The organism is Streptomyces sp. NPDC003943 (assembly GCF_053605265.1).
In genome coordinates this window covers 1-23,174 of the sequence record NZ_JBSGIW010000043.1, presented here as the reverse complement: position 1 = coordinate 23,174, position 23,174 = coordinate 1, and the positions used below count along the sequence as shown (strand labels likewise).

Sequence of the window (23,174 nt, the reverse complement as noted above, 5' to 3'; positions counted from 1 at the left end):
GACATCCACTGCCACGCGCCCGGTCCGGGCGGGGGGACGGGGCCGTAACGGCCCGTACAGGCGACGCCCACAGGCGCGTTCCCTACGATGGCGCGGTGACCAGTACCGCACCCGAGGCCCTGGAGGGTCCGCACCCCATGGCGCCGACCGTGGCAGAACCCTCTTCGTGGCAGCGGCGGCTGCGGCGCTTCGGCTACCGGCCGCCGGCCGCCGGACCGCTGTCGATCGGCCTGCGGGAGCGGCTCGTACCGCCGTACACCAGCCCTTCGCCGCGGCTCTGGTCGCTGTTCGGGATCCCGCCGGCGGCCGCCGAACGGGTGTGGCGGTTCGCCGCCTGGGGCGGTCCGCTGCTGGTGGCGCTGGTCGCGGGCCTGCTGCGGTTCTGGAACCTGGGCAAGCCGCACGCGGTGATATTCGACGAGACGTACTACGCCAAGGACTCCTGGGCCCTGATCAACCAGGGCTACGAGGGCGCCTGGCCGAAGGACATCGACAAGACGATCCTGCACGACCCGGGCTCGGTGCTCGTGCCGACGGATCCGGGGTACGTGGTCCATCCGCCGGTCGGCAAGTGGGTGATCGGCCTCGGCGAGAAGCTGATCGGCTTCGAGCCGCTGGGCTGGCGCTTCATGGTGGCGCTGCTCGGCACGCTGTCGGTGCTGATGCTGTGCCGGATCGGGCGGCGCCTGTTCCGCTCGACGTTCCTCGGGTGCGTGGCCGGTCTGCTGCTGACGGTGGACGGCCTGCACTTCGTGATGAGCCGGACGGCGCTGCTCGACCAGGTGCTGATGTTCTTCGTCCTGGCCGCGTTCGGCTGTCTGCTGATCGACCGGGACCGGGCGCGGGCCCGGTTCGCGGCCGCGCTGCCGGAGGACGAGGAGGGGGTGCTGCGGCCGGACGCCTCGGTCGCGGAGACCCTGCGGCTCGGCTGGCGGCCGTGGCGGCTGGCGGCCGGCGTGATGCTCGGTCTGGCCGCCGGCACCAAGTGGAACGGCCTCTACATCATGGCCGCGTTCGGCCTGATGACGGTCCTGTGGGACCTGGGCGCCCGCCGCACGGCCGGCGCGTTCCGCCCGTACGCGGCGGTGGCCCGACGTGACCTCCTGCCCGCCTTCGTCTCGGTCGTCCCGGTCGCGATCCTCACGTACATCGCGTCCTGGACCGGCTGGATCGTCACCGACAAGGGCTACTTCCGGCACTGGGCCGCGGAGCAGGACCGGATCGGCGGGGGCGGCACCTGGGGCTGGCTGCCGGAGTGGCTGCGCAGCCTGTGGCACTACGAGACCGAGGTCTACAAGTTCCACGTGGGCCTGACCTCGCCGCACACCTACCAGTCCAACCCGTGGAGCTGGATCGTCCTCGGCCGCCCGGTCTCCTACTTCTACGAGTCCCCCGCCCCCGGCACCGCCGGCTGCCCGGCGAACGCCACCGAGAAGTGCGCCCAGGAGGTGCTCGCCCTCGGCACGCCGCTGCTGTGGTGGGCGGCCTGCTTCGCGATCCTCTACGTGCTGTGGCGCTGGGCCTTCCGCCGCGACTGGCGCGCGGGCGCGATCGCTTGCGGGATCGCGGCGGGCTGGGTGCCGTGGTTCCTCTATCAGGAACGCACCATTTTCTTTTTCTACGCGGTGGTGTTCGTGCCGTTCCTGTGTCTCGCGGTGACGATGATGATCGGGGCCATCGTGGGACCGCCGGGTTCCTCGGAAAGGCGGCGGACTTTCGGGGCGGTGGGCGCGGGTGTGCTCGTTCTCCTCATCGTCTGGAATTTCATTTACTTCTGGCCGCTGTACACCGGGACGCCGATTCCGATGGACGCGTGGCGGAACCGGATGTGGCTGGACACGTGGGTGTGACGGAAACCGGCGCCATGGTCGCTTTCCGGTAACGACCGTCGCGGCCGTCAGTCCTCCCCCGTAGGGTTCCGGTGGGGCCATACCTGGGGGAGGAGGCGCAGTCATGCGCAGTGGTGCCAAGGTCGCGATCGTCGGCGGGGTGTTCGTCGTCGTCGCGAGCGGGGTGGGTTACGGGGGTTACAACCTCTGGAACGGGGTCACGGGCAGCTCGGGTTCGGACACGCGCTCGGCGTCCGGGACCGACGGGAAGCGGTCCGGTCCGGTCACGCCCGAGGAAGTCACGTCGACCGCGAAGGACTTCCTCGCGGCCTGGGCGACGGGCGAGTCGGAGACGGCGGCGCAGCTGACGAACAATCCGGTCGCCGCGGGCCCGGCCCTGCTCGGCTTCCGCGAGGACGCGAAGGTCTCCGCCGCGTCGATCACCCCGGGGCCGGCGAGCGGGCCGACGGTGCCGTTCACGGTGAAGGCGACCGTCACGTACGAAGGGGTGTCCAAGCCCTGGACGTACGCCTCGCAGCTCACCGTGGTGCGCGGGCGGACGACGGGCCGGCCGCTGGTCGACTGGAAGCCGGGCGTGCTGCACCCGAAGCTCACGACGGCGACGGCGACGCTCCGCACGGGCGGGGCGAAGACCGGCGAGATCAAGGCCGTCGACTACAAGGGGCGGGAGCTGACGGCGGAGAAGTACCCGTCGCTCGGCCCGATCCTGGACCAGCTGCGCGAGCGGTACGGGTCCACGTCGGGCGGCAAGCCGGGCATCGAGGTGTACGTCGACTCGGGCCAGGAGAGCGTGCCCGACACCACGCTGCTGACCCTCGCCAAGGGCGAGGCGGGCAGGCTGGAGACGACGATCGACGCCGATGTGCAGGCGGCGGCCGAGAAGGCGGTGAAGCGGTACGGCACGGCGTCCGTGGTCGCGGTCAAGCCGTCGACGGGCGCGGTGCGGGCGGTGGCGAACAGCCCGGCGAACGGGTTCAACGCGGCGTTCGAGGGCAAGAAGATGCCGGGTTCGACGCTGAAGATCGTCACGGCGGCGCTGCTGCTGGAGAAGGGCCTGGTGAAGGCGGACGAGGTGACGGAGTGTCCGCGGGAGGCGATGTACAACGGCCGGACCTTCCACAACCTCGACTACTTCTCGCTGGACGGCGCGCCGTTCGGGAAGAGCTTCGCCAAGTCCTGCAACACCGCCTTCATCAAGAAGATCGACGACGTCCACGACGACGCCGCCCTGGGCAAGGAGGCGAAGGAGGTCTTCGGCATCGGCCTGGACTGGAAGACCGGCATCCTGTCGTTCGACGGCTCGATCCCGGAGGCGACCGGGGGCGAGGCCGCGGCCCAGTACATCGGCCAGGGCACGGTCCAGATGAACCCGCTGAACATCGCGTCGATCACGGCGACCGCGAAGGACGGCACCTTCCGCCAGCCGTATCTCGTCTCGTTCTCGGTGGACGACCGGGAGCGGGCGCAGGCCGAGCGGAGGCTTCCGTCGTCGGTGGCCCGGCAGCTGCGCGACATGCTGCGCAGCACGGCGACCGCGAGCTACGGGACGGCCACCGGGGTGATGGCGCCGGTCTCCGGCGACAAGGGTGCGAAGACCGGTTCGGCGGAGGTCGACGGCCAGGCCGTGTCGGACTCCTGGTTCACGGGCTTCTCGAACGACCTCGCGGCGGCGGCGTTCGTGTCGGAGGGCGGGCACGGCGGCACGGCGGCCGGCCCGGTCGTGGCGCAGGTCCTGAACGCGGGCTAGCGGTGCCGTACGCGAAGGGCGTCCGGGAGCGTACGGCGTGACGCCGCTGGTCGCCGTGGCGGTGCTGATCGCGGCCGTCACGCACGCCTCGTGGAACGCGATCGCCCACCACATCAAGGACCAGCTGGTCTCCTTCACGCTGATCTCCGGCGGCGGCGCCCTCCTCGGCGCCGTCGCCGCCTGCCTCACGCCGATGCCGGCCGCCGGGGCCTGGCCCTGGCTGGTGACCTCGGCCCTGCTGCACGTCGGCTACATGGCCCTGCTGATGCGGTCGTTCACGCTCGGCGACTTCGGCCAGATGTACCCGATCGCCCGCGGCACGGCCCCGCTGGCCGTGACCGTCCTGGCCGCCGTCTTCGTCGACGAGGTCCCCGACCCCGCCCAGCTCGCGGGCGTCGCGGTCGCCTGCGCGGGCCTGACCGGCCTCGCCCTCTGGGGCATCCGCGGCAAGGGCACCCGCCCCGACTGGCCCGCTCTCCTCGCGGCGGGCGCCACGGGCCTCGCCATCGCCGCCTACACCGTCGTCGACGGCGTCGGCGTCCGCGCTTCCGGCACCCCCCTCGGCTACATCGCCTGGCTGATGGTCCTCGAGGGCCTCGCCATCCCGGCCTTCGCCCTCGCCACCCGCCGCGGCGCCCTCCTCCCCCAGCTCCGCCCGCACGCCCTGCGCGGTCTCCTCGGCGCGGCCCTCTCCGTCTGCGCCTACGCCCTCGTCCTCTGGGCCCAGACCAGGGCCCCGCTCGCCCCGGTCGCCGCACTCCGCGAATCCTCGATCATCGTCGGCGCGGCCATCGGCACGCTGCTCTTCAAGGAGCGCTTCGGCGGCCCGCGGGTGGCGGCGGCGGGCCTGATGGTGGTGGGCATCGGCCTGATGCTGTACGCGAGTTGAGCCACTGAACCCGCGCCGCACCGGAAGGCACCGTTCGCGTCGACAAATCGACCGGAACGGCGCACCTCACCCTCTATCGTCCTGGTCGGCGCAATCGTTCGCGCCCACCTACGAGGGAGATCACATGATCAGGTCGCGCATCATCGGCACCGCCCTGGCCGCCGCCGCGCTCGCCACGGGCACGCTCGTCGCCGGGGCCGGCTCCGCGTCCGCCCACTACGTGGAGCCGGAGCCGGCGTTCCACCTCAAGAACGCGTACGGCGGCAAGTGCGTCGCCGTGCAGGGGTTCGACAACGGGACGAAGCCGTTCGGCTGGGACTGCCTGGACTACGCGGACCAGAACTGGATCTTCGACGAGACGGACGCGCCGACCCCGGGCGTCTACCGGCTGAAGAACGCCAACAGCGGCAAGTGCCTCGTGGTCCAGGGCAGCGACAACGGGGCCGTCCCGTTCCAGTACGACTGCCTGGGCTTCGCGGACCAGTACTGGCAGAAGGTCCTCACGTCCGACCCGGACCACTTCAAGCTGAAGAACCTCAACAGCGGCAAGTGCCTGGCGATGCAGGGCACCGAGAACGGGCGGGTCCCGTTCCAGTACGACTGCGAGGACTACCTCGACCAGGAGTGGTACATCCTCTGACGCCCGCTCGGGCGCCTCTCAGGCGCCGCTCAGGCACCGCTCAGGCGCCGGCGGCCATCGCCGCCCGCACCGCCCGGATCAGTGCCTGGGCGCGCGGGTCGGCGGTGACCGTCTTGCGCATGCCGTTGGTGACGTAGCCGAAACCGATGCCCGAGTCGGGGTCGGCAAAGCCGAGCGAGCCGCCGCGGCCGGGGTGGCCGAAGGAGCCGGGGCCCAGGAGCGGCGAGGCGGGGCCGTGCAGCATGTGGCCGAGGCCGAAGCGGGTGCCCACGACGAGGACGCGGTCGGGGCCGGCCGACTCCTCGGTGCGGGCCAGGGTGAGCGTCGCCGGCGCGAAGAGGCGCGGGCCGCCGTCGACCGGGCCGAGCGTGGCGGCGTAGAAGCGGGCGAGCGCGCGGGCGGTGGCGACACCGGCCGAGCCGGGGAGTTCGGCGGCCCGGTACACCGGGTCGTTCTCGTCGGGCCGCGGCTCGATCACCCCGAAGGCGCGCCGGGTCAGCGACTCGGGGTCCTGGTAGGCGGCGGTGACCGACGGCTTGGGGCGCAGCTTCAGCGTCGGGCTGTCGGCCGGCTCGATCTCCTCCACCGGGCCGAGGCGGCCGACCCGGTGGGCCTCCTCCTCGGGCAGCCCGATCCACAGGTCGAGGCCCAGCGGGCGGGCGATCTCCTCGGCCACCCAGCGGCCTATGGTGCGGCCGGTGACCCGCTGGACCAGGCCGGAGAGCAGCCAGCTGAAGGTGTGGGCGTGGTAGCCGTGCGCGGTGCCGGGCTCCCAGACGGGGGCCTGCGTGGCTATCGCGTGCATGGCGGTGTCCAGGTCGACGGCCTCGGCGAGGGTCAGCGGGCGGTCGAGCACCGGCACTCCGGCGCGGTGCGCGAGCAGCTGCCGCACGGTCACCCGGTCCTTGCCGGCCGCCTTGAACTCCGGCCAGTACGTGCCGACCGGCGCGTCCAGGTCGAGCTGGCCGCGCTGGTGGAGCAGGAGCGGCACGGCGGCGGCGACGCCCTTGGTGGCCGAGCGGACGACCTGCGCGGTGTCCACCGCCCACGGCGCCTCGCCCGTCTCCTCCCCGGGGTGAGCGTCCCGGGTGCCCGCCCACAGGTCGACGACCTTCACGCCGTCCCGGTAGACCGCGACCGCCGCGCCCCGCTCCCCCCGCTGCTCGAAGTTGCGCAGGAACGCGTCCCTGACCGGCTCGAAACCCGCCGCCACCGTGCCCCGGACGTCCACCTGACCCACGCTTCCTTTCGTACGAACGACCCCCATGGTGCAACGCGGCCGGCCGGTCGCCGATTCCGGGGTCGGTCAGGCCACCGAGCTCGGTACGAAGCCGTACGGCAGCTCCAGGCGGTGTCGCGCCATCAGCTCCTCGTCCGACAGGATGTCGGCGGTCCGCCCGTCGGCGGCGATCACGCCCTCGCTGAGGATGACCGACCGCGGGCAGAGCTCCAGGGCGTACGGCAGGTCGTGCGTGACCATGAGGACGGTGACGTCCAGGGAGCGCAGGATGTCGGCGAGCTCGCGGCGCGAGGCCGGGTCCAGGTTGGAGGACGGCTCGTCGAGGACGAGGATCTCGGGCTCCATGGCGAGGACGGTCGCCACGGCGACCCGGCGCCGCTGCCCGAAGGACAGGTGGTGCGGCGGGCGGTCCGCGAACTCCTCCATGCCGACCCGCTCCAGGGCCCGCCGGACGACCGCCTCGAGTTCCGCGCCGCGCAGGCCGGCCGCCGCCGGGCCGAAGGCCACGTCCTCGCGGACGGTCGGCATGAACAGCTGGTCGTCGGGGTCCTGGAAGACGATGCCGACGCGGCGCCGGATCTCGGCCAGGTTCTTCTTCGCGACCGGCAGCCCGGCGACCGTCACCTCGCCCACGCCGCCGGTCAGGATGCCGTTGAGGTGCAGGACCAGGGTGGTCTTGCCGGCGCCGTTGGGGCCGAGCAGGGCGACCCGCTCGCCACGCCCGACGGTCAGGTCCACGCCGAAGAGGGCCTGGTGGCCGTCCGGGTACGCGTACGCGAGACCGCGCACGTCGAGCGAGGGAGTCGGCGAGGGGTGTGTCATAGCGTCCATCCGAGGAGGCAGATCAGGAGGGCGGTGAGCGGGAACGCGGCGGCCTGGCGCCACTGGGCGGCGGTGGCGGTGACCTCGTCGATGACCGGGATCGAGCCCGCGTAACCGCGGCTGACCATCGCGAGGTGGACGCGCTCCCCGCGTTCGTACGAGCGGATGAAGAGCGCCCCGGCGGACTTCGCGAGGACGCCCCAGTGCCGTAGCCCCTTCGCCTCGAAGCCGCGCGAGCGGCGGGCGATGGACATCCGGCGCATCTCGTCGGTGATCACGTCCCCGTAGCGGATCATGAAGGAGGCGATCTGCACGAGCAGCGAGGGCAGCCTGAGCCGCTGGAGGCCGAGGAGCAGGGCGCGCAGCTCGGTCGTGGCGGCGAGCAGGACGGAGGCGCCGACGCCGAGGGTGCCCTTGGCGAGGACGTTCCAGGCGCCCCACAGGCCGGGGACGCTCAGCGACACGCCGAGGACCTCCGTCTGCTCGCCGGGCACCACGAAGGGCATGAGCACGGCGAAGGCGACGAACGGGATCTCGACGAGCAGCCGCTTCAGCAGGAAGCCGGCCGGGACCCGGGCCCGCGCGGCGACGGCGCCGAGCAGCACGCCGTAGAGCGCGAAGGCCCAGACCGCCTCGCGGGGGGTGGCGACGACCACGACGACGAAGCCGAGGACGGCGGCGAGCTTGGTGTGCGGGGGCAGCGCGTGGACCGGCGAGTGCCCCTGCCGGTAGAGCCTGTGGGCGTGGCCCGCGCCCATCAGACCTCCACCGACTTGGCCGTACGGCGGCGGCGGACGGCCCAGAAGGCGCCGGTGCCGACGGCGAGGGTCGCGCCGACGCCGATCACGCCGGCCAGGCCGCCGGACAGGCGCGCGTCGGAGACGTCCTTGACGCCGTAGCCGGCGAGCGGGGAGTCGGCGGCGGCGTGCGGCTTGGCCCGGGCGGCGATGCCCTGGTCGGCGGCGACCTTCTCCAGGCCGTCAGGACTGGCGGAGGCGTAGAAGGAGACGAAGCCGGCGAGGACGAGGGCGGTGACGACACCGCCGGTCCACAGCTTCCTCGGCGACCGGGCGGCCAGGCCCACCGGCCGGGCCGCGGGGGTCGCGTCGACGAGCTCGCCGTTGACGCGCAGCTTCAGCGGGGTGGTCAGGCCGCGGGCGCCGTACACGAGGTCGGGGCGGACGGCGATGACCGCGCCGACGGTGAGCATGGTGATGACGGCCTCGCCGATGCCGATGAGGACGTGCACGCCGACCATCGCGGTGGCGACCTTGCCGATGGGCACGTCGGTGGTGCCGCCGATCGCGTAGAACGCGGTGAAGGCGACGGCCGCGGCCGGCACGGAGACGAGCGCGGCGAGGAAGGAGGCGACGGTCACCGAGCGGCGGCTGCGGGGCAGCACGAGGACCAGGCCGCGGAAGACCGCGTACGCGACGACGACGGTGACGACGGACATGTCGGTGATGTTCACGCCGAGCGCGGTCAGGCCGCCGTCCGCGAACAGCACGCCCTGCATGAGCAGGACGACGGCGACGCACAGGACGCCGGTGTACGGCCCGACGAGGATCGCCGCGAGCGCGCCGCCGAGCAGATGGCCACTGGTGCCCGCGGCGACGGGGAAGTTGAGCATCTGGACGGCGAAGATGAAGGCGGCGACGAGACCGGCCAGCGGCGCGGTCCGTTCCCCCCCGTGGCCTCCGGCACCGGAGGTGCCCCCGAGCTCCTTGCGGGCCCCGCGCAGGCTGACGGCGACCGCGACGGCGGCGGCGACGCCGGCGGCGGCCGACACGGGGGCGTTGATGAATCCGTCGGGTACATGCACGTCCCGAATGATAGAGCGCTACTGCGAATAGTTTGCAAGAGCGCCCAGAGGTCAGGAGTGAGGTGTCCACCCCGGGCGCACGCCCCGGAAAAGTGGGACATTAGGGACTAACGACGCGCATATGCGCGTACGAGTGTGAGGAGCCGTCCGATGGCCCGCGCCGCTGATGACCGAGAAGCCGCAATCGGAGCCGCATTCGAAGTCCTTGAGGTCGTGGATCACGCCAGAGGCCGGATCATCAGCGACGCCCCGCTCTCGCGGCCCGTCCCGGTCGCCCTGCGCTACGACCCCGCCTTCGAGCCCCCGACCGTGCGCTTCGTCTTCCCCGGCAACGTCGAGTGGTCCTTCCCGCGCGCCCTCCTGGAGAAGGGCCTGCGCGCCCCGGCCCGGCGCGGGGACGTCGGGGTGTGGCCGTGCGGGCGGGTGCAGACGGTGGTCGAGTTCCACACGGACGACGGGGTCGCGGTGGTGCAGTTCGACACCGCCGCGCTGCTGCGCTTCCTCCGGCACACGTACGCCGCCCGCGCGCCGTTGTCGGCACGCTGACGGCGTACGCGTCGCGCCGGTTCCCCGTCCCCACAGGTTCCGGCGCGGTCCGGGGCCCACCGCCCGCTCAAGCGGCGGCCCCGGAGATCTCAGGGGCTACGCCTTCACGAGCTCCTTCTCGGCCGGGCCGGCGGACTCGCCCGGCGCACCCGCGGTCGCCAGGCCCTCGCCCTCCACGTCCACGTTGGGCAGCACGCGGGCGAGCCACTTCGGCAGCCACCACGCCTTGTGGCCGAGGAGCGCGAGCACGGCCGGGACGATCGCCATTCGGACCACGAAGGCGTCGAAGAGGACGGCGACGGCGAGGCCGAAGCCGATCATCTTCACCATCTGCTCGCTGGAGCCGATGAAGCCGGAGAAGACCGCGATCATGATCACCGCGGCGGCGGTGACCACCCGGGCGCCGTGCTGGAAACCGGTGACGATCGCCTGGCCGGGCCGGGCGCCGTGCACGTACGCCTCGCGCATCCGCGTGACCAGGAAGACCTCGTAGTCCATCGCCAGGCCGAAGACGACGCCCACCATGAAGATCGGCATCATCGACATGATCGGGCCGGTCTGCTCGACCCCGAACACGCTGCCCAGCCAGCCCCACTGGAAGACCGCGACGACGGCGCCGAGGGCGGCGACCACGGAGAGCAGGAAGCCGAGGGCCGCCTTCAGCGGGACCAGGACCGAGCGGAAGACCACCATGAGGAGCAGGAAGGCGAGGCCGACGACGAGCGCCAGGTAGGGCAGCAGGGCGTCGTTCATCTTCTGCGAGAAGTCGATGTTCATCGCCGTCTGGCCGGTGACCAGGACGTCGTCGCCGGTCGCGCCGCGGATGTCGTGGACCAGCTCCTCGGTGGCGGCGGAGGACGGGCGGTCCTTGGGGATGACCGTGATCATCGCGGTGTCGCCGGCCTTGTTCGGGGTCGGCGGGGTGACGGCCGCGACGCCGTCCAGGCCCTTGATGGCCGACACGGCCTGGTCGGCGGCGGCCTTCGGACCGTCGACGACCACGAGCAGCGGGCCGTTGAAGCCGGGGCCGAAGCCCTCGGAGAGCAGGTCGTAGGCGCGGCGCTCGCTGGTGGAGGTGGGCTTCACACCGTCGTCCGGCAGGCCCATCTCCAGTGACGCGGCCGGCACGGCGATGGCGCCGAGGCCGAGGACGCCGACGAGCAGCACCATCAGCGGGCGGCGGATGACGAAGCGGGCCCAGCGGGTGCCGGCGTTCGGCTTGTCGTCCTTCCGGAGGTTGGCCGCGCCGGCCTTGCGCTGCTTGCGGCCGACGATCCTGTCGCCGGCGAAGCCGAGCAGCGCCGGGATGAGGGTGAGTGCGATCAGCACGGCGATCACGACGGTGCCGGCCGCGGCGAAGCCCATCTTCGTGAGCATCGGGATGTTGACGACGGCCAGGCCCACCAGGGCGATGACCACGGTCAGACCGGCGAACACCACGGCGGAGCCGGCGGTGCCGGCCGCGCGCCCGGCGGCCTCCTCCTTCTCCCTGCCCTCGGCGAGCTCGGCGCGGTAGCGGGAGACGATGAAGAGGGCGTAGTCGATGCCGACCGCGAGGCCGATCATCATCGCGAGGGTGGAGGTGGTGGAGCCGAGGTCCAGGACGTTGGCGAGCGCGGTGATCGTGGAGACGCCGATGCCGACGCCGATGATCGCAGTGAGCAGCGGCAGTCCGGCCGCCACCAGCGAGCCGAAGGTGATCACGAGCACGATGCCGGCGATGACCACGCCGACGATCTCGCCCGCGCCGGTCTCCGGAATGCTCTGGAGCGCGTCGCCGCCGATCTCGACGGTCAGGCCCTGGCCCTGCGCCTTGGCACCGGTGTCCTTGAGCGCGTCACGGGTCGCGTCGGTCAGCTCCATCGCGTTGACCTTGTACGAGACCGAGACATAGGCGACCCGGCCGTCCCGGGAGATCGCCTGCGCCGTGTACGGGTCGGTGACCCGCGCGATCTGGTCCGAGCCGGACTTGAGCGCGGCGACGGTCTTCTCGACCTTGGCCTTGTTGGCCGGGTCCTTCATGGTCTGGCCGGCCGGTGCCTGGAAGACCACGCGGGCGGTGGCGCCGTCGGCGTTGGAACCGGGGAAGCGCTGTTCGAGCAGGTCGAAGGCGCGCTGGGCCTCGGTGCCGGGGATCGAGAAGGAGCTGGAGGCCGCGGTGGACGCGGTGGCGGCGCCCACGCCCGCGAGGGCGAGGAGCGCCACCCAGATCAGGGCGACGAGCCGCCGGCGCCGGAAGGCGGAGCGGCCGAGCTTGTAGAGGAACGTGGCCACGGGGGCGTACTCCCAATTTCGAGTGGGACAGGGCATGGGGAGCCGGCCCGACGGCGTGAGCGGTGCGACGTCAGGTGATGCGGGTGCTGCAGGTGATGGTGCTGCGGGTGATTCGGGTGGTGCGGAAGGGGCTTGAGTGAGGGTCAGGCGCCGAGTGAGGGGAGCACGACGGCGTCGATGTAGGCGGTGAGGAAGGCATGGTCCACCGGCTGGTCCTCGATCAGCGGGCGGGCGATGAACGCCCCGATCAGCATGTGGGGGACGAGCTTGAGCGCCGGGTTCGCGGCGTCGATCTCACCCCTCCGGACGGCTCGGTTCAGGACGTCGTCGAGGCCGGTCATCTCGGGTTCGATGAGCAGCTCGCGCAGCGCCTGGAGCAGTTCGGGGTTGTTGTGGACGGCATGGGCCAGACCCCGCATCAGCGCGGAGTCCCTCTCCATCTGGCAGTCGTCGGTCCGCTCCAGCATCGCCCGGAAGTCGCCGCGCAGACTGCCCGTGTCGATCTCGACGAGCGAGACCGGCTTGTTGTGGCGCAGGGCCCTGGCGACGAGTTCGGGCTTGCTCCCCCACTGGCGGTAGAGGGTGGCCTTGCTGGACCGGGTGCGGGCGGCGACGGCGTCCATGGTGAGGGCGTCGTAGCCGACCTCGCGCAGCAGCTCGAGCACGGCTTCGTACAGCTCGGCCTCCCGCTCGGGGGTGAGCCTGCTGCGTGCCATGTCCGGCCTCCGGTCGACGTGAGCGAACGAAACGGTTTCGTACACCACGACGATACCCACCCGCTGTACGAAACGAAACCGTTTCGTACGTGTCCTCGCCCACACACCCTGGACACACGTACGAGTTGCCGCGCCCCCTCTGCGCGGAAAGCATGAGGAGGTGACGGACGACCTCGCGTATCTGCGCTTCCCGCACCTCCACGGCGAGCTGCTGTGCTTCGCGGCCGAGGACGACCTCTGGGTCTCCCCCCTCGTCCCCGAGGGCCACCGCCCCGGCCGGGCCTGGCGGATCACCGCCGACCGGACCCGGGTAGGCCACCCGCGCTTCTCACCCGACGGGCGCCACATCGCGTACACGAGCTGGCGCAGCCTCGACCCGGAGATCCATCTCGCGCCGGTCGACGGCGGCCCCTCCAGACGGCTCACCTACTGGGGTTCCACCGACACCCGGGTGTGCGGCTGGTCGCCGCCGGACGAGGACGGCACGGCGGACATCCTCGCCGTCTCCTCGCACGGCCAGCCCTTCTCGTACTTCTCCTGGGCCTACACCGTCTCCACCGACGGCTCCCCCGGCCGCCGGATGCCCTGGGGCCCGGTCTCCGACATCGCCGTCGCCGATCTGGACGAGCAGCGCCGCACCCTGCTCCTCACCGGCACCCCGCCGCACGAGCCGGCCTCCTGGAAGCGCTACCGGGGCGGCGCCATGGGCCGGCTGTGGCTGCACGGCGAGCAGCTGCTGCCCGCCATCGGCGGCCATCTCTCCGCGCCCATGTTCGTCGCCGCGCCCGCCGCCGAGGGCGGCGACGCGGGCGCGATGCGGATCGCGTTCCTCTCCGACCACGAGGGCATCGGCAACCTCTACTCCTGCCTCCCCGACGGCACCGACCTGCGCCGCCACACCGACCACGACGACTTCTACGCCCGCAACGCCTCCAGCGACGGGCGCCGGGTGGTCTACCAGTGCGCCGGCGACCTGTGGATCGTCGACGAACTGACCGCCGGCTCCCGGCCCCGCCGCCTCGACATCCGGCTCGGCGGACCGCGCACCGGCCGCCGCCCCTACCAGGTGCCCGCCGCCCACCACGTCGACGCCCTGTCCGTCGACGAGACCGGCCGCGCCTCCGCCGTCATCGTGCGCGGCAGCCTCTACTGGCTCACCCACCGCGACGGCCCTGCCCGCACCATCGCCGACACCCCCGGCGTCCGGGTCAGGCTGCCCGAGATGCTGGGCAGCGGCGGCCAGGTCGCCTACGTCACCGACGCCGAGGGCGAGGACGCCATCGAGATCGCCTATCTGCCCAGGGCGAGCGGCGACCGCCCCCCGCGCCGCCTCGCCTCCGGCCAACTCGGCCGGGTCGAGGAGATGGTCGCCGACCCCGACGGCGAACGGCTCGCCATCGCCTCCAGCGACGGCCGGCTCCTCCTCATCGACACCACCGAGGAGGAACCCGGACCGGCGGCCGGACCGGAACCCGAGCCGGAGCCCGAGGAAGACGCCGGCGTGCAGCCCGGCGTGGCACCCGGCCCGCCCGGAGAGACCTCCGGGACCGGCACCCCCGAGGCCGAAGCCACCGAGGCCGAAGCCACCGAGGCCGAGGGCTACGGGACCGAAGTCGCCGAGGCCGGGGGCTCCGAAGGAGACGTGGTGGCGGAGGAGGGAGCCGTGGTGACGGAGCTGATCCGCTCGGTCAACGGCCCCGTCCGGGACCTCGCCTTCTCCCCCGACGGCTGCTGGCTCACCTGGTCCCACCCCGGCATCGGCCGCTCGCTGCGCTCCATCAAGATGGCCCGCATCGCCGGACCGGGCGCCCGGGTCATCCTGGACGTCACCAACGGGCGCTTCGAGGACGAGAACCCGGTCTTCACCCGTGACGGCCGCTATCTCGCCTTCCTCTCCTGGCGGGGCTTCGACCCGGTGTACGACGTGCACACCGGCGACCTGTCCTTCCCGCTGGGCTGCCGCCCCTATCTCGTGCCGCTCTCCTCGGCCACCCCCTCTCCCTTCGCGCTGCTTCCCGACGGACGGCCCGCCGCCGGCGGCATGGACCCCGCCGACGAGGAGGCGGGCGCCGGGGACGGCACGGTCACCGTCGAGATCGAGGGCCTGCCCGACCGGGTCACGCCCTTCCCCGTGACCGCCTCCAAGTACTCCGCGCTCCAGCCGGTGGCCGGCGGCGGCCTGGTGTGGCTGCGCTGGCCGATCTCCGGCGCCCTCGGCGAGACCTTCGCCAACCCGTCCGACCCCTCCCCCCGGCCCACCCTGGAGCACTACAGCATCGCCAGGGCGCGGAAGACCGAACTCGTCGGCCACCTCGACTCGTTCGCGGTCAGCGGCGACGGCAGCCGGCTCGTCGTGAACGACGAGGGCGACCTGCGGGCCGTCCCCGCCAACGAGCCCGGCGACGGCGACTCCACCGTCTACCTCGACCTGCGGCGGATCGTGCACGAGGTGGAGCCGGCGGCCGAGTGGCGGCAGGCCTTCGACGAGGCCGGCCGGATCGTCCGCGCCTACTTCTGGGAGCCGGACATGGGCGGCGTCGACTGGCCGGCCGTGCTCGACCAGTACCGGCCGCTCGTCGAACGGGTCGCCTCCCCCGACGAGTTCGCCGACCTGGTGCGCGAGGTCCTCGGCGAGCTGGGCACCTCCCACGCGTACGTCAGCCCGGCCCGGCGAAACGAGGGCCCGCCGCACTACCAGCGCCCGCAGGGCCTGCTCGGCGCCAACCTGGTGTGCCGCGACGGCGGTTGGGTGGTCAAGCGGATCCTGCCCGGCGACTCCTCCGACTCCAAGGCCCGCTCGCCGCTCGCGGGCACCGGAATCCGCGAGGGCGCCGTCCTCACCCATGTCGACGGCCGCCCCGTCGACCCCGTGGCCGGCCCCTATCCCCTCCTCTCCGGCACCGGCGGCACCACCGTCGAGCTCACCTTCACCTCCGCCGAGGGCGAGGGCCGCCCCCGCCGGGTCGCCGTCGTCCCGCTCGTCGACGAACGCCCGCTGCGCTACCAGGACTGGGTGGCCAAGCGGCGCGCGGTGGTCCGCGAGGTCAGCGGAGGGCGCTGCGGCTACCTCCACATCCCCGACATGGGCGGCTCCGGCTGGGCCCAGTTCAACCGCGACCTGCGGATGGAGGTCTCCCGGCCGGCCCTCATCGTGGACGTCCGCGGCAACGCCGGCGGCCACATCAGCGAGCTGGTGATAGAGAAACTCACCCGCAAGATCCTGGGCTGGGACCTCACCCGCAACGCCCAGCCCGTCTCGTACACCTCCAACGCCCCGCGCGGCCCGATCGTCGCCCTCGCCGACGAGGCCACCTCCTCCGACGGCGACATGATCACCGCCGCCTTCAAACTGCTGCGGCTCGGCCCGGTGGTCGGCCAGCGCACCTGGGGCGGCGTCGTCGGCATGACGGGCCGGCACCGGCTCGGCGACGGCACCCAGATCACCGTCCCGATGAACGCGGCCTGGTTCCCCGAGTACGGCTGGTCCGTCGAGAACCACGGCGTGTCGCCGGACCTGGCGATCCTGCGCACCCCGCTCGACTGGGCCGAGGGCCGGCACGCCCAGCTGGACGACGCCGTGCACATCGCCGTCGCCCTGCTGGACGAGAACCCGCCCGCGAGCCCGCCCGGCTACGAGGCCGTGCCGGACCGCTCGCGGCCCAAACTCCCGCCCAGATCCAACTCGTAGGCTGTGCCGGGCTTCCCGTCGCCGTCCCCGTCGCCGAGCACGACCCCGCCGACCGCGCCGAAGCCGACCCGGGCGAGCACCGCCCGGGAGGCCGCGTTGTCGAGGGTCGTGGCGGCGGTGAGCCGGCGCAGCCCGTACTCCTCGCGGGCCCGCACGCACAGTTCCCGTATCGCCCCCGTCGCCACGCCGCGCCCGGTCGCCTTCTCGGCGACCCGGTAGCCGAGTTCGGCGCTTCCGTCGGCCACGTCGACCAGGTTGAAGCGCCCCACTATCTCCCCGTCGCCCGCCACCAGCACATGGAAGAGGATCGCGCCGCTCTCCTGCTCCGCCAGCCGGTCCCGGAGCAGCTCCTCGAACTCGTCGAAGTACGCGTCGCCGCGGTCCGGCACGGACGCGGCGAAGAAGGCCCGGTTCTCCCGCTCGAAGGCGAGCAGGGCGGGCGCGTGGTCGGGTCGCAGGCGCTCAAGTACGAACGTCGTTACGTCGGTTGCCTCAGTCTCGGACATGAGGATCACGGTACGTAACTCCGCGATTCCGCGCAGGAAGTTATCCACAGGCGGAAAGCCCGCAGGAGTTGTCCACAACGCGCGTTGACGCACCCGGAGGCCGGGTGCGCCAACATGCGAAAGGCGCACCCGGCGTCCCGGGTGCGCCTTCCTCACAGGACGGCGTCAGGCGTCGTAGTCCGAGTCGAGGCGCTCCTGCGCCTCGTCCATGCGGCCCCTGGCCTGCTGCTGCGTGCGACCCTTGGCCTGCGAGGCACGCTCGGACGCCCGGTCCTTCGCGCCACCCATGCCCTGGTGCGGCTGGTGCGGCTGGTGCGGCTGGCTCGGCTGCTGCGGCTGCCGCGCCGGCTGCGCCTGTCGCGTCGCCTGCTGCGCCTTGCCCTTGGCCTGTCGCGTCTTGTCCTGCATCTCGTCCTTGATGCCCATGAAGGTTCACTCCTAGAGGGGTGAGAGGGGAACGGGGCGGGAATCCGCCCCTTGGGCCTCGACCAGAGTGACACGGCAGGACAACGCGTGCATTTCGATCAAATACGGACAGTTACGAGGGCTGGGTGCGGGCCTGTTCGTCGGCCGCCCCGCCGGCACCCACGAGCCCCTTCGACACCGAGGCGAGCCGGGGCTCGAAGCGCTTCATCTCGCGCTGTCCGACGGCGGCGATGACGCCCGGCAGATAGCCACGGGTGGACTGCATCCCGCGCAGCCACCACTGCGCGTACACATGGGCCGAGCGCCGCTCGATGCCCGCGACGATCCGGTCGACGGCGGGGCCGAGCGGGTAGGTGCGGTTGGACGGCCAGGGCAGCCGGGAGCGCAGCTCGCGCATGACGTCGTCCTGGTCGGCGCCGCGCACCATGTCGGTGTCCGTCCAGGAGAGGTAGCCGACGCCGACCCTGACGCCCTTGTACGCGACCTCGGCGCGCAGGCTGTGCGCGAAGGCCTCGACGCCGGACTTGGACGCGCAGTACGCCGTCATCATCGGCGCCGGCGTCATCGCGGCCAGCGAGGCGATCTGCAGGAAGTAGCCGCGGGACTCCATGAGGACGGGCAGGAAGGCCCGGGCCGTCACGGCGCCGCCGATCAGGTTGACCTCGATGACCCGACGCCAGGCGGCCGGGTCGGAGTCGACGAACGGGCCGCCCGCCGCGACACCGGCGTTGGCGACGACGATGTCGACCTTGCCGAACCGCTCCTTCACCTCCTCGGCCACCCGCGCCATCGCCACGTGGTCGGTGACGTCGGCGTGCCACCAGTCGGCCTCGGTGTGCAGCCGCCCGGCGACCTCCTTCAGGAGCTCGGGCTCCAGCCCGACCAGCGCGATCTTCGCGCCGCGCGCGGAGAGTTTGCGGGCGAGGAGTTCGCCGACACCGCGGGCCCCTCCGGTGACGACCGCCACCTGTCCTTCCAGGCTCACCCTGCTCATGCCTCTGCCTCCTCCTTCGCGACCGGACTGGCCGGATACCCCAGATACGTCATGGTGAGTTCGCGGATCTGCGCGGTGACGGCCTCGGGGGCCTCCACCGGCGTCATGTGGCCCATGCCGGCCAGTTCGGTCAGGCCCGTGCAGTGCGGCAGGTCGGCGACCATGCGGCGGGAGTGCACGGGCGGGGTGAGCCGGTCGGCGGTGCCGACGACGACGGCCACGGGCAGCCGCAGCTCACGCACCTCCGCCGCCAGATCCAGCCCGGCCAGGACCTGTGACCAGCCGTGCCGGGCTCCGCGCGGGCAGGCGTGCACGATCCGGGCGCAGGCGTCGACCAGCTCGGGAGCCGAACCCGGTCCCATCGTCGCGTACCTGAGCACCTTCTTGGACACCGGCGTGACCGGCCCGAGCGGCGCCTTCGAGCCGAGCACGGAGCGGGTGAGCCGGGTCCGCAGCCGGCCGGGCCCGAGCGGCACGACGAGCGCCTCCTCGGTCAGCAGGGCCGGCCCGGTCGAGCAGAGCAGCGCGGCGGCGGCGTGCTGCCGGAAGAGCGGGCGCCGGGCGGCGGCCATCAGCGTCATGCCGCCCATCGAGTGACCGGCCAGGACGGCCCGCTCGCCGGGGCCGAGGGTGGCCGCGAGCACGGCCTCCAGGTCGTCGGCGAGCGCCTCGGTGGAATAGCCCTTGCCGCCGGTGTGCCCGAGGGTGTCGGCGGCCGGGGAGCCGCCGTGGCCGCGCTGGTCGTAGGCGATGACCCGGTGGTCGGCCGCCAGGTCCCGTATCTGCGCGTCCCAGAAACGGGTGGAGCAGGTCCAGCCGTGGGCGAGGACGACGGCCGGGGCACCGGCCCGCCCGTGCACCTCGACGTGGATGCGGGACCCGTCGGCGGAGGTCGCCGTCAGAGCGTTCACCGGGCGGCCTCCTTCTTGCGGGCGGCGGCGGCACGACGGCTCGTCGACGGCTTCACGGGCGCGCGGAGCACCTCGTACTCGGACAGGTCGACGGTCCGCGTCTCGCGCCGGAACTCGTACGTCGTGCCCGGCCACAGCGTGGTGTTGCGGCCGTTGGCGTCGAGGTACCAGCTGTCGCAGCCGCCCGCCTTCCACACCGTCGTCTCCATCCGCTTCTGCACCCGGCGGTTCCAGGCGTTGACGGCGGAGGGGCGGACGGCGAGGGCGGACCGGCCTCCCAGGACGTCAAGTTGACGGAGATAGTCGGCCATGTAGTTCAGCTGGGACTCGATCATCAGGATCATCGAGGAGTTCCCGAGGCCGGTGTTGGGGCCGATGACCGTCATGAAGTTGGGGAAGCCGGCGGCGGTGGCGCCGCGCAGCGCCTCCATGCCGTTCTTCCACCGGTCGGCGAGCGAGCGGCCCTCGGCGCCGACGACGCGCGGGGCGATCGGCATGTCGGTGACGTGGAAGCCGGTGCCGAAGATGATCGCGTCGACCTCGGTCTCGGTCCCGTCGGCGCCGACCACGACGTTCCCGCGGACCTCCTTGAGGCCGGAGGCGACGACGTCGACGTTGGGCTGGGCGAGCGCCGGGTAGTACGCGTTGGAGAGCAGGATCCGCTTGCAGCCGAGGCGGTACGAGGGCGTCAGCTTGGCCCGCAGCGCCGGGTCCTTGATGGACCGGGCGATGTTGGCCTTGGCGAGCCGCTCGACCAGGCCCAGCTCGTTGGGCCGCTTGGTGAAGGCGCTGACCTGGAGCTCGCGGATGCCCCAGAGGATGCCGCGGCGGGCGGTCGCGGTGAACGGCAGCTGCCGGTGCAGCCAGCGCTCGGGGCCGCTGATGGCGCGGTCCACGCGGGGCATGACCCACGGGGGCGTGCGCTGGAAGAGGGTGAGCTTCCCGACCTTCGGCTGGATGGACGGGACGATCTGGATGGCGGAGGCGCCGGTGCCGACCATGGCCACCCGCTTGCCGGTGAGGTCGTAGTCGTGGTCCCACCGGGCGGAGTGGAAGACCTTGCCGGTGAAGTCGGCCAGCCCCGGGATGTCGGGGATCTTCGGGTCCGAGAGCGGGCCGGTGGCGGAGACGACGACGTCGGCGGAGAAGCCGCCGCGGCTGGTCTCGATGTCCCAGCGCAGCTCGTCCTCGTCCCAGGTCATCTTCGTGACCTCGTGGTTCAGGCGCAGGTGCGGCCGGATCCCGAAGGTGTCGGTGACATGCTCCAGGTACGCGCGGATGTGGCGCTGCCCGGAGAAGGTGCGCGGCCAGTCGGGGTTGGGCGCGAAGGAGAAGGAGTAGAGGTGGGAGGGGACGTCACAGGCGCAGCCGGGGTAGCTGTTGTCGCGCCAGGTGCCGCCCACGGAGTCGGCCCGTTCCAGGACGACGAAGTCGGTGATTCCCTCACGGCGCAGCCGGACGGCGGCGCCGAGGCCGCCGAATCCCGATCCGATCACCGCCACCCGTACGTGCTCGTGCTTCGCCATGCCGCCTCCCGTGCGCCCGGCCAAGATTCCGCCAGCAATCACTGGCACAGTCGGGACTGTAGAGCAGCGGCATACCGAGCGGTAGGGGTACGGCGAGGGAAAGTTACCGGCGGTACAACATAGGCTGGCGGACGTGGCGAAACGATCAGGAGAAGCAGAGGTACGGGCCTCGGCACCGGAACCGGACCGGCAGCCGGGCGAACAGCCGCGCCGGGAACCGGGCCAGGAACCGGATCGGGAACCGGGTCAGGACACGATACGGGCCGACGCCTCCGGGGCCCCCGGTGCCGCCGATGCCTCGGGTGCCTCCGACGCGGACGCCCAGGCCCCGCGCGAGTACCGCATGGCCGACCTGGCCGCCGCGGCCGGCATCACCGTACGCACCCTCCGCTTCTACCGTGAGCGCGGACTGATCCCGCCGCCCCGCCGCGAGGGCCGGATCGCCTGGTACGACGACCGCCACCTGGCCCGCCTGCGCACCATCGCCGGCCTGCTCGAACGCGGCCACACCCTCAACGGCATCGCCGACCTCACCGCCGCCTTCGAGTCCGGCCGCAACGTCCGCGAGGTCCTCGAACTCGGCCCGCCGACCGAGGAGGAGCCCGTCCGCCTCACCCCGGAGGAGCTCGCCGACCACTTCGCCGGCGAGGTCACCCCGGAGAACTTCACCGCCGCCCTCGACCTCGGCTATCTCGCCACCGACGGCGAGGACATCATCCACATCAGCCGCCGGCTCCTCGACGTCTCCGCCGCCCTGGTCCGCGAGGGCGTGCCGCTGGCCGCCGTCCTGGAGGCGGGCGGCAGGGTGCGCGAGCACGCGGAGGCGCTGGCGGAGCTGTTCACCGAGATCCTCGGCAAGTACACCGACGCCGGGGACGCGCAGCGGCTGCGTCCGCTCGCCAAGAGCGTGGTGGAGGCGGAGCTGTCGCTGGCCCTCGACCGGCGACTGCGCGAGCCCTCGTAAGACGCCGTAAGCCCTCGTAAGCCGTCGCAGGCCGGCAAGCGGAACCGCGGCCGGAGCAGCGGCCAGAGGCGGCGAACAGGGCGAGGTCGCCGCGTACGCCGACGCCCGGCGCGAGTGGGTCCGCTGCATGCGCCGGAACGGCGGTCTCACATGCCGTACACCGCGGTCACGGGCGCGTGATCGCTCCACCGCTCGGCGTGCGTCGCGGCCCGCTCGACGTAGGCCTTGACCGCCTTCGCGGCGAGTCCGGGCGTGGCGACCTGGTAGTCGATGCGCCAGCCGCTGTCGTTGTCGAAGGCCCGGCCGCGGTAGGACCACCAGGAGTACGGGCCGTCCTGCTCGGGGTGGAGGACGCGGACGACGTCCACGTAACCGGCGTCGGTCTCGTCGAGGACGCGGCCCAGCCACTCCCGCTCCTCGGGCAGGAAGCCGGCGTTCTTCTGGTTGGCCTTCCAGTTCTTGAGGTCGGCCTCGCGGTGGGCGATGTTCCAGTCGCCGCAGACGACGACCTCGCGGCCGTCGGCGGCGGCGCGCTCCTTCAGCCCCTTGAGGTAGGGCAGGAACTCGTCCATGAAGCGGATCTTCTCGTCCTGCCGCTCGGTGCCCACCTCACCGGAGGGAAGATAGAGGCTGGCGACGGTGACGCCCGGCAGGTCGGCCTCGATGTACCGGCCGCTGCCGTCGAACTCGGCCGAGCCGAAGCCGACGCGCACGGCGTCCGGCTCGCGCCGCATGTAGAGCGAGACCCCGGCGCGGCCCTTGGCGGCGGCGGGCGCGTGGGCGGTGAACCAGCCCTCGGGCGCGCGCACCTCGGCCGGCAGCTGCGCCTCCTCGGCCCGCACCTCCTGGAGGCAGACCACATCGGCGGAGGTCGCGGCCAGCCACTCGACGAAGCCCTTCTTGGCGGCGGCTCGGAGACCATTGACATTCACGCTGGTGATGGTGAGCATCCCGGGAGAATACCGACACCCCGGCCGACGCCCTGCCGCCAGCCCCGCATAGACGTACAGTGGAACGCATGAACATACGCCCGACGCCCTTCGACCACCCCGACGCGATCAAGCTCAACGACGCCGTCCAGCTGGAGTACGCCGAGCGCTACGCGGACGACGACGGCGAGGGCGAAGGCGACCTCACCCCGCTCATCGCCTCGATGTTCGCGCCGCCGGAGGGCCTCTACCTGCTCGCGTACGACCCCCAGGGCCGCCCCGTCGCCACCGGCGGCTGGCGCACCCAGGACGCCAACGACGAGGGCTACGCGGACGGCGACGCCGAGCTGAAGCGCATGTACGTGGTCCCCGAGGCCCGCGGCCTGGGCCTGGCCCGCCGCATCCTCGCCCTCCTGGAAGCCGACGCCCGCGCTGCCGGCCGCACCCGCATGGTCCTGGAGACGGGCACGGCCCAGCCGGAGGCCATCGCCCTCTACACGTCGAGCGGCTACGAGCCGTGCACGAAGTTCGGCTACTACCGCGAATACCCGAACAGCCGCTGCTTCGCGAAGGCGCTCTGAGCGGGAGGCGCGTCGAGCCGCCAGGCATGCCGAGCCGCTCGACATGCCTAGCGGGAAACGACGGAGGTCCCGTCCGATCTTGCGACCCGCCCGGGAGCTGGCC

The 23,174-nt window shown here is 72.5% G+C and carries 20 protein-coding genes; 8 read left to right on the top strand and 12 right to left on the bottom strand.

What is annotated here, in order from left to right; genetic code table 11:
• Positions 1-95: 95 nt before the first annotated feature.
• From ACWEV0_RS19165 to ACWEV0_RS19150, 4 genes are all read left to right on the top strand, one after another.
• On the top strand, positions 96-1,850 hold the full coding sequence (locus tag ACWEV0_RS19165) for a dolichyl-phosphate-mannose--protein mannosyltransferase (RefSeq protein WP_453150483.1): 1,755 nt from the start codon (positions 96-98) through the stop codon (positions 1,848-1,850).
• A gap of 103 nt (positions 1,851-1,953) precedes the next feature.
• Positions 1,954-3,597, top strand: coding sequence for a penicillin-binding transpeptidase domain-containing protein (locus tag ACWEV0_RS19160; RefSeq protein ID WP_453150482.1), 1,644 nt, complete (start codon positions 1,954-1,956; stop codon positions 3,595-3,597).
• Between the two features lie 37 nt (positions 3,598-3,634).
• Positions 3,635-4,486 (top strand): EamA family transporter, encoded by an 852-nt coding sequence (locus ACWEV0_RS19155; protein WP_453150481.1) that lies wholly within the window; start codon positions 3,635-3,637, stop codon positions 4,484-4,486.
• 124 nt (positions 4,487-4,610) lie between these two features.
• Positions 4,611-5,126, top strand: a complete 516-nt coding sequence (locus ACWEV0_RS19150) for an RICIN domain-containing protein (RefSeq protein ID WP_453150479.1) — start codon at positions 4,611-4,613, stop codon at positions 5,124-5,126.
• Positions 5,127-5,166: 40 nt separating this feature from the next.
• Here ACWEV0_RS19150 and ACWEV0_RS19145 read toward each other — a convergent pair whose 3' ends face one another.
• The 4 genes from ACWEV0_RS19145 to ACWEV0_RS19130 form a co-directional block, all read right to left on the bottom strand.
• Complete coding sequence (locus ACWEV0_RS19145; protein WP_453150524.1) at positions 5,167-6,357, bottom strand: serine hydrolase domain-containing protein; 1,191 nt, start codon at positions 6,355-6,357, stop codon at positions 5,167-5,169.
• 75 nt (positions 6,358-6,432) lie between these two features.
• Positions 6,433-7,188: an energy-coupling factor ABC transporter ATP-binding protein gene (locus ACWEV0_RS19140; RefSeq protein WP_453150478.1), complete on the bottom strand. Its 756-nt coding sequence runs from the start codon at positions 7,186-7,188 to the stop codon at positions 6,433-6,435.
• On the bottom strand, positions 7,185-7,946 hold the full coding sequence (cbiQ, locus tag ACWEV0_RS19135) for a cobalt ECF transporter T component CbiQ (protein WP_453150477.1): 762 nt from the start codon (positions 7,944-7,946) through the stop codon (positions 7,185-7,187). The genes ACWEV0_RS19140 and cbiQ overlap by 4 nt, the downstream gene beginning before the upstream one ends.
• The gene (locus ACWEV0_RS19130; protein ID WP_453150476.1) at positions 7,946-9,010 is read right to left on the bottom strand and encodes an energy-coupling factor ABC transporter permease; all 1,065 of its coding nucleotides are present in this window, start codon (positions 9,008-9,010) and stop codon (positions 7,946-7,948) included. Before ACWEV0_RS19130 ends, cbiQ begins: the two co-directional genes overlap by 1 nt.
• A 150-nt stretch (positions 9,011-9,160) precedes the next feature.
• Here ACWEV0_RS19130 and ACWEV0_RS19125 point away from each other — a divergent pair, with 150 nt between their 5' ends.
• Positions 9,161-9,556, top strand: a complete 396-nt coding sequence (locus tag ACWEV0_RS19125; RefSeq protein WP_453150475.1) for an SsgA family sporulation/cell division regulator — start codon at positions 9,161-9,163, stop codon at positions 9,554-9,556.
• Positions 9,557-9,652: 96 nt separating this feature from the next.
• On the opposite strand, the gene ACWEV0_RS19120 is transcribed toward ACWEV0_RS19125, so the two are convergent.
• Positions 9,653-11,830 (bottom strand): MMPL family transporter, encoded by a 2,178-nt coding sequence (locus ACWEV0_RS19120; RefSeq protein WP_453150474.1) that lies wholly within the window; start codon positions 11,828-11,830, stop codon positions 9,653-9,655.
• Between the two features lie 143 nt (positions 11,831-11,973).
• Positions 11,974-12,546: a TetR/AcrR family transcriptional regulator gene (locus ACWEV0_RS19115; RefSeq protein ID WP_453150473.1), complete on the bottom strand. Its 573-nt coding sequence runs from the start codon at positions 12,544-12,546 to the stop codon at positions 11,974-11,976.
• A gap of 160 nt (positions 12,547-12,706) precedes the next feature.
• On the opposite strand from ACWEV0_RS19115, the gene ACWEV0_RS19110 reads away from it, so the two are divergent.
• Positions 12,707-16,234 (top strand): S41 family peptidase, encoded by a 3,528-nt coding sequence (locus tag ACWEV0_RS19110; protein WP_453150472.1) that lies wholly within the window; start codon positions 12,707-12,709, stop codon positions 16,232-16,234.
• Here the strand turns inward: ACWEV0_RS19110 and ACWEV0_RS19105 are convergent.
• The 5 genes from ACWEV0_RS19105 to ACWEV0_RS19085 form a co-directional block, all read right to left on the bottom strand.
• Positions 16,177-16,740, bottom strand: coding sequence for a GNAT family N-acetyltransferase (locus ACWEV0_RS19105; RefSeq protein WP_453150471.1), 564 nt, complete (start codon positions 16,738-16,740; stop codon positions 16,177-16,179). The two genes, ACWEV0_RS19110 and ACWEV0_RS19105, sit on opposite strands and share 58 nt — an antisense overlap.
• Before the next feature lie 165 nt (positions 16,741-16,905).
• Entirely contained in the window at positions 16,906-17,166 is a 261-nt protein-coding gene (locus ACWEV0_RS19100; RefSeq protein WP_453150470.1) for a hypothetical protein, read from the bottom strand.
• Between the two features lie 112 nt (positions 17,167-17,278).
• Complete coding sequence (locus ACWEV0_RS19095; protein ID WP_453150469.1) at positions 17,279-18,160, bottom strand: SDR family oxidoreductase; 882 nt, start codon at positions 18,158-18,160, stop codon at positions 17,279-17,281.
• Positions 18,157-19,071: an alpha/beta fold hydrolase gene (locus tag ACWEV0_RS19090; protein WP_453150468.1), complete on the bottom strand. Its 915-nt coding sequence runs from the start codon at positions 19,069-19,071 to the stop codon at positions 18,157-18,159. The genes ACWEV0_RS19095 and ACWEV0_RS19090 overlap by 4 nt, the downstream gene beginning before the upstream one ends.
• Entirely contained in the window at positions 19,068-20,597 is a 1,530-nt protein-coding gene (locus tag ACWEV0_RS19085) for a flavin-containing monooxygenase (protein ID WP_453150467.1), read from the bottom strand. Before ACWEV0_RS19085 ends, ACWEV0_RS19090 begins: the two co-directional genes overlap by 4 nt.
• A 343-nt stretch (positions 20,598-20,940) precedes the next feature.
• On the opposite strand from ACWEV0_RS19085, the gene ACWEV0_RS19080 reads away from it, so the two are divergent.
• Positions 20,941-21,561, top strand: coding sequence for a MerR family transcriptional regulator (locus ACWEV0_RS19080; RefSeq protein WP_453150523.1), 621 nt, complete (start codon positions 20,941-20,943; stop codon positions 21,559-21,561).
• A 146-nt stretch (positions 21,562-21,707) separates the two neighbouring features.
• On the opposite strand, the gene ACWEV0_RS19075 is transcribed toward ACWEV0_RS19080, so the two are convergent.
• Positions 21,708-22,511 carry an exodeoxyribonuclease III gene (locus ACWEV0_RS19075; protein WP_453150465.1) on the bottom strand — a complete coding sequence of 268 codons (804 nt, stop codon included), beginning with the start codon at positions 22,509-22,511 and terminating at the stop codon, positions 21,708-21,710.
• A 68-nt stretch (positions 22,512-22,579) separates the two neighbouring features.
• On the opposite strand from ACWEV0_RS19075, the gene ACWEV0_RS19070 reads away from it, so the two are divergent.
• The gene (locus ACWEV0_RS19070) at positions 22,580-23,071 is read left to right on the top strand and encodes a GNAT family N-acetyltransferase (RefSeq protein WP_453150464.1); all 492 of its coding nucleotides are present in this window, start codon (positions 22,580-22,582) and stop codon (positions 23,069-23,071) included.
• The last annotated feature ends 103 nt before the right edge of the window (positions 23,072-23,174 follow it).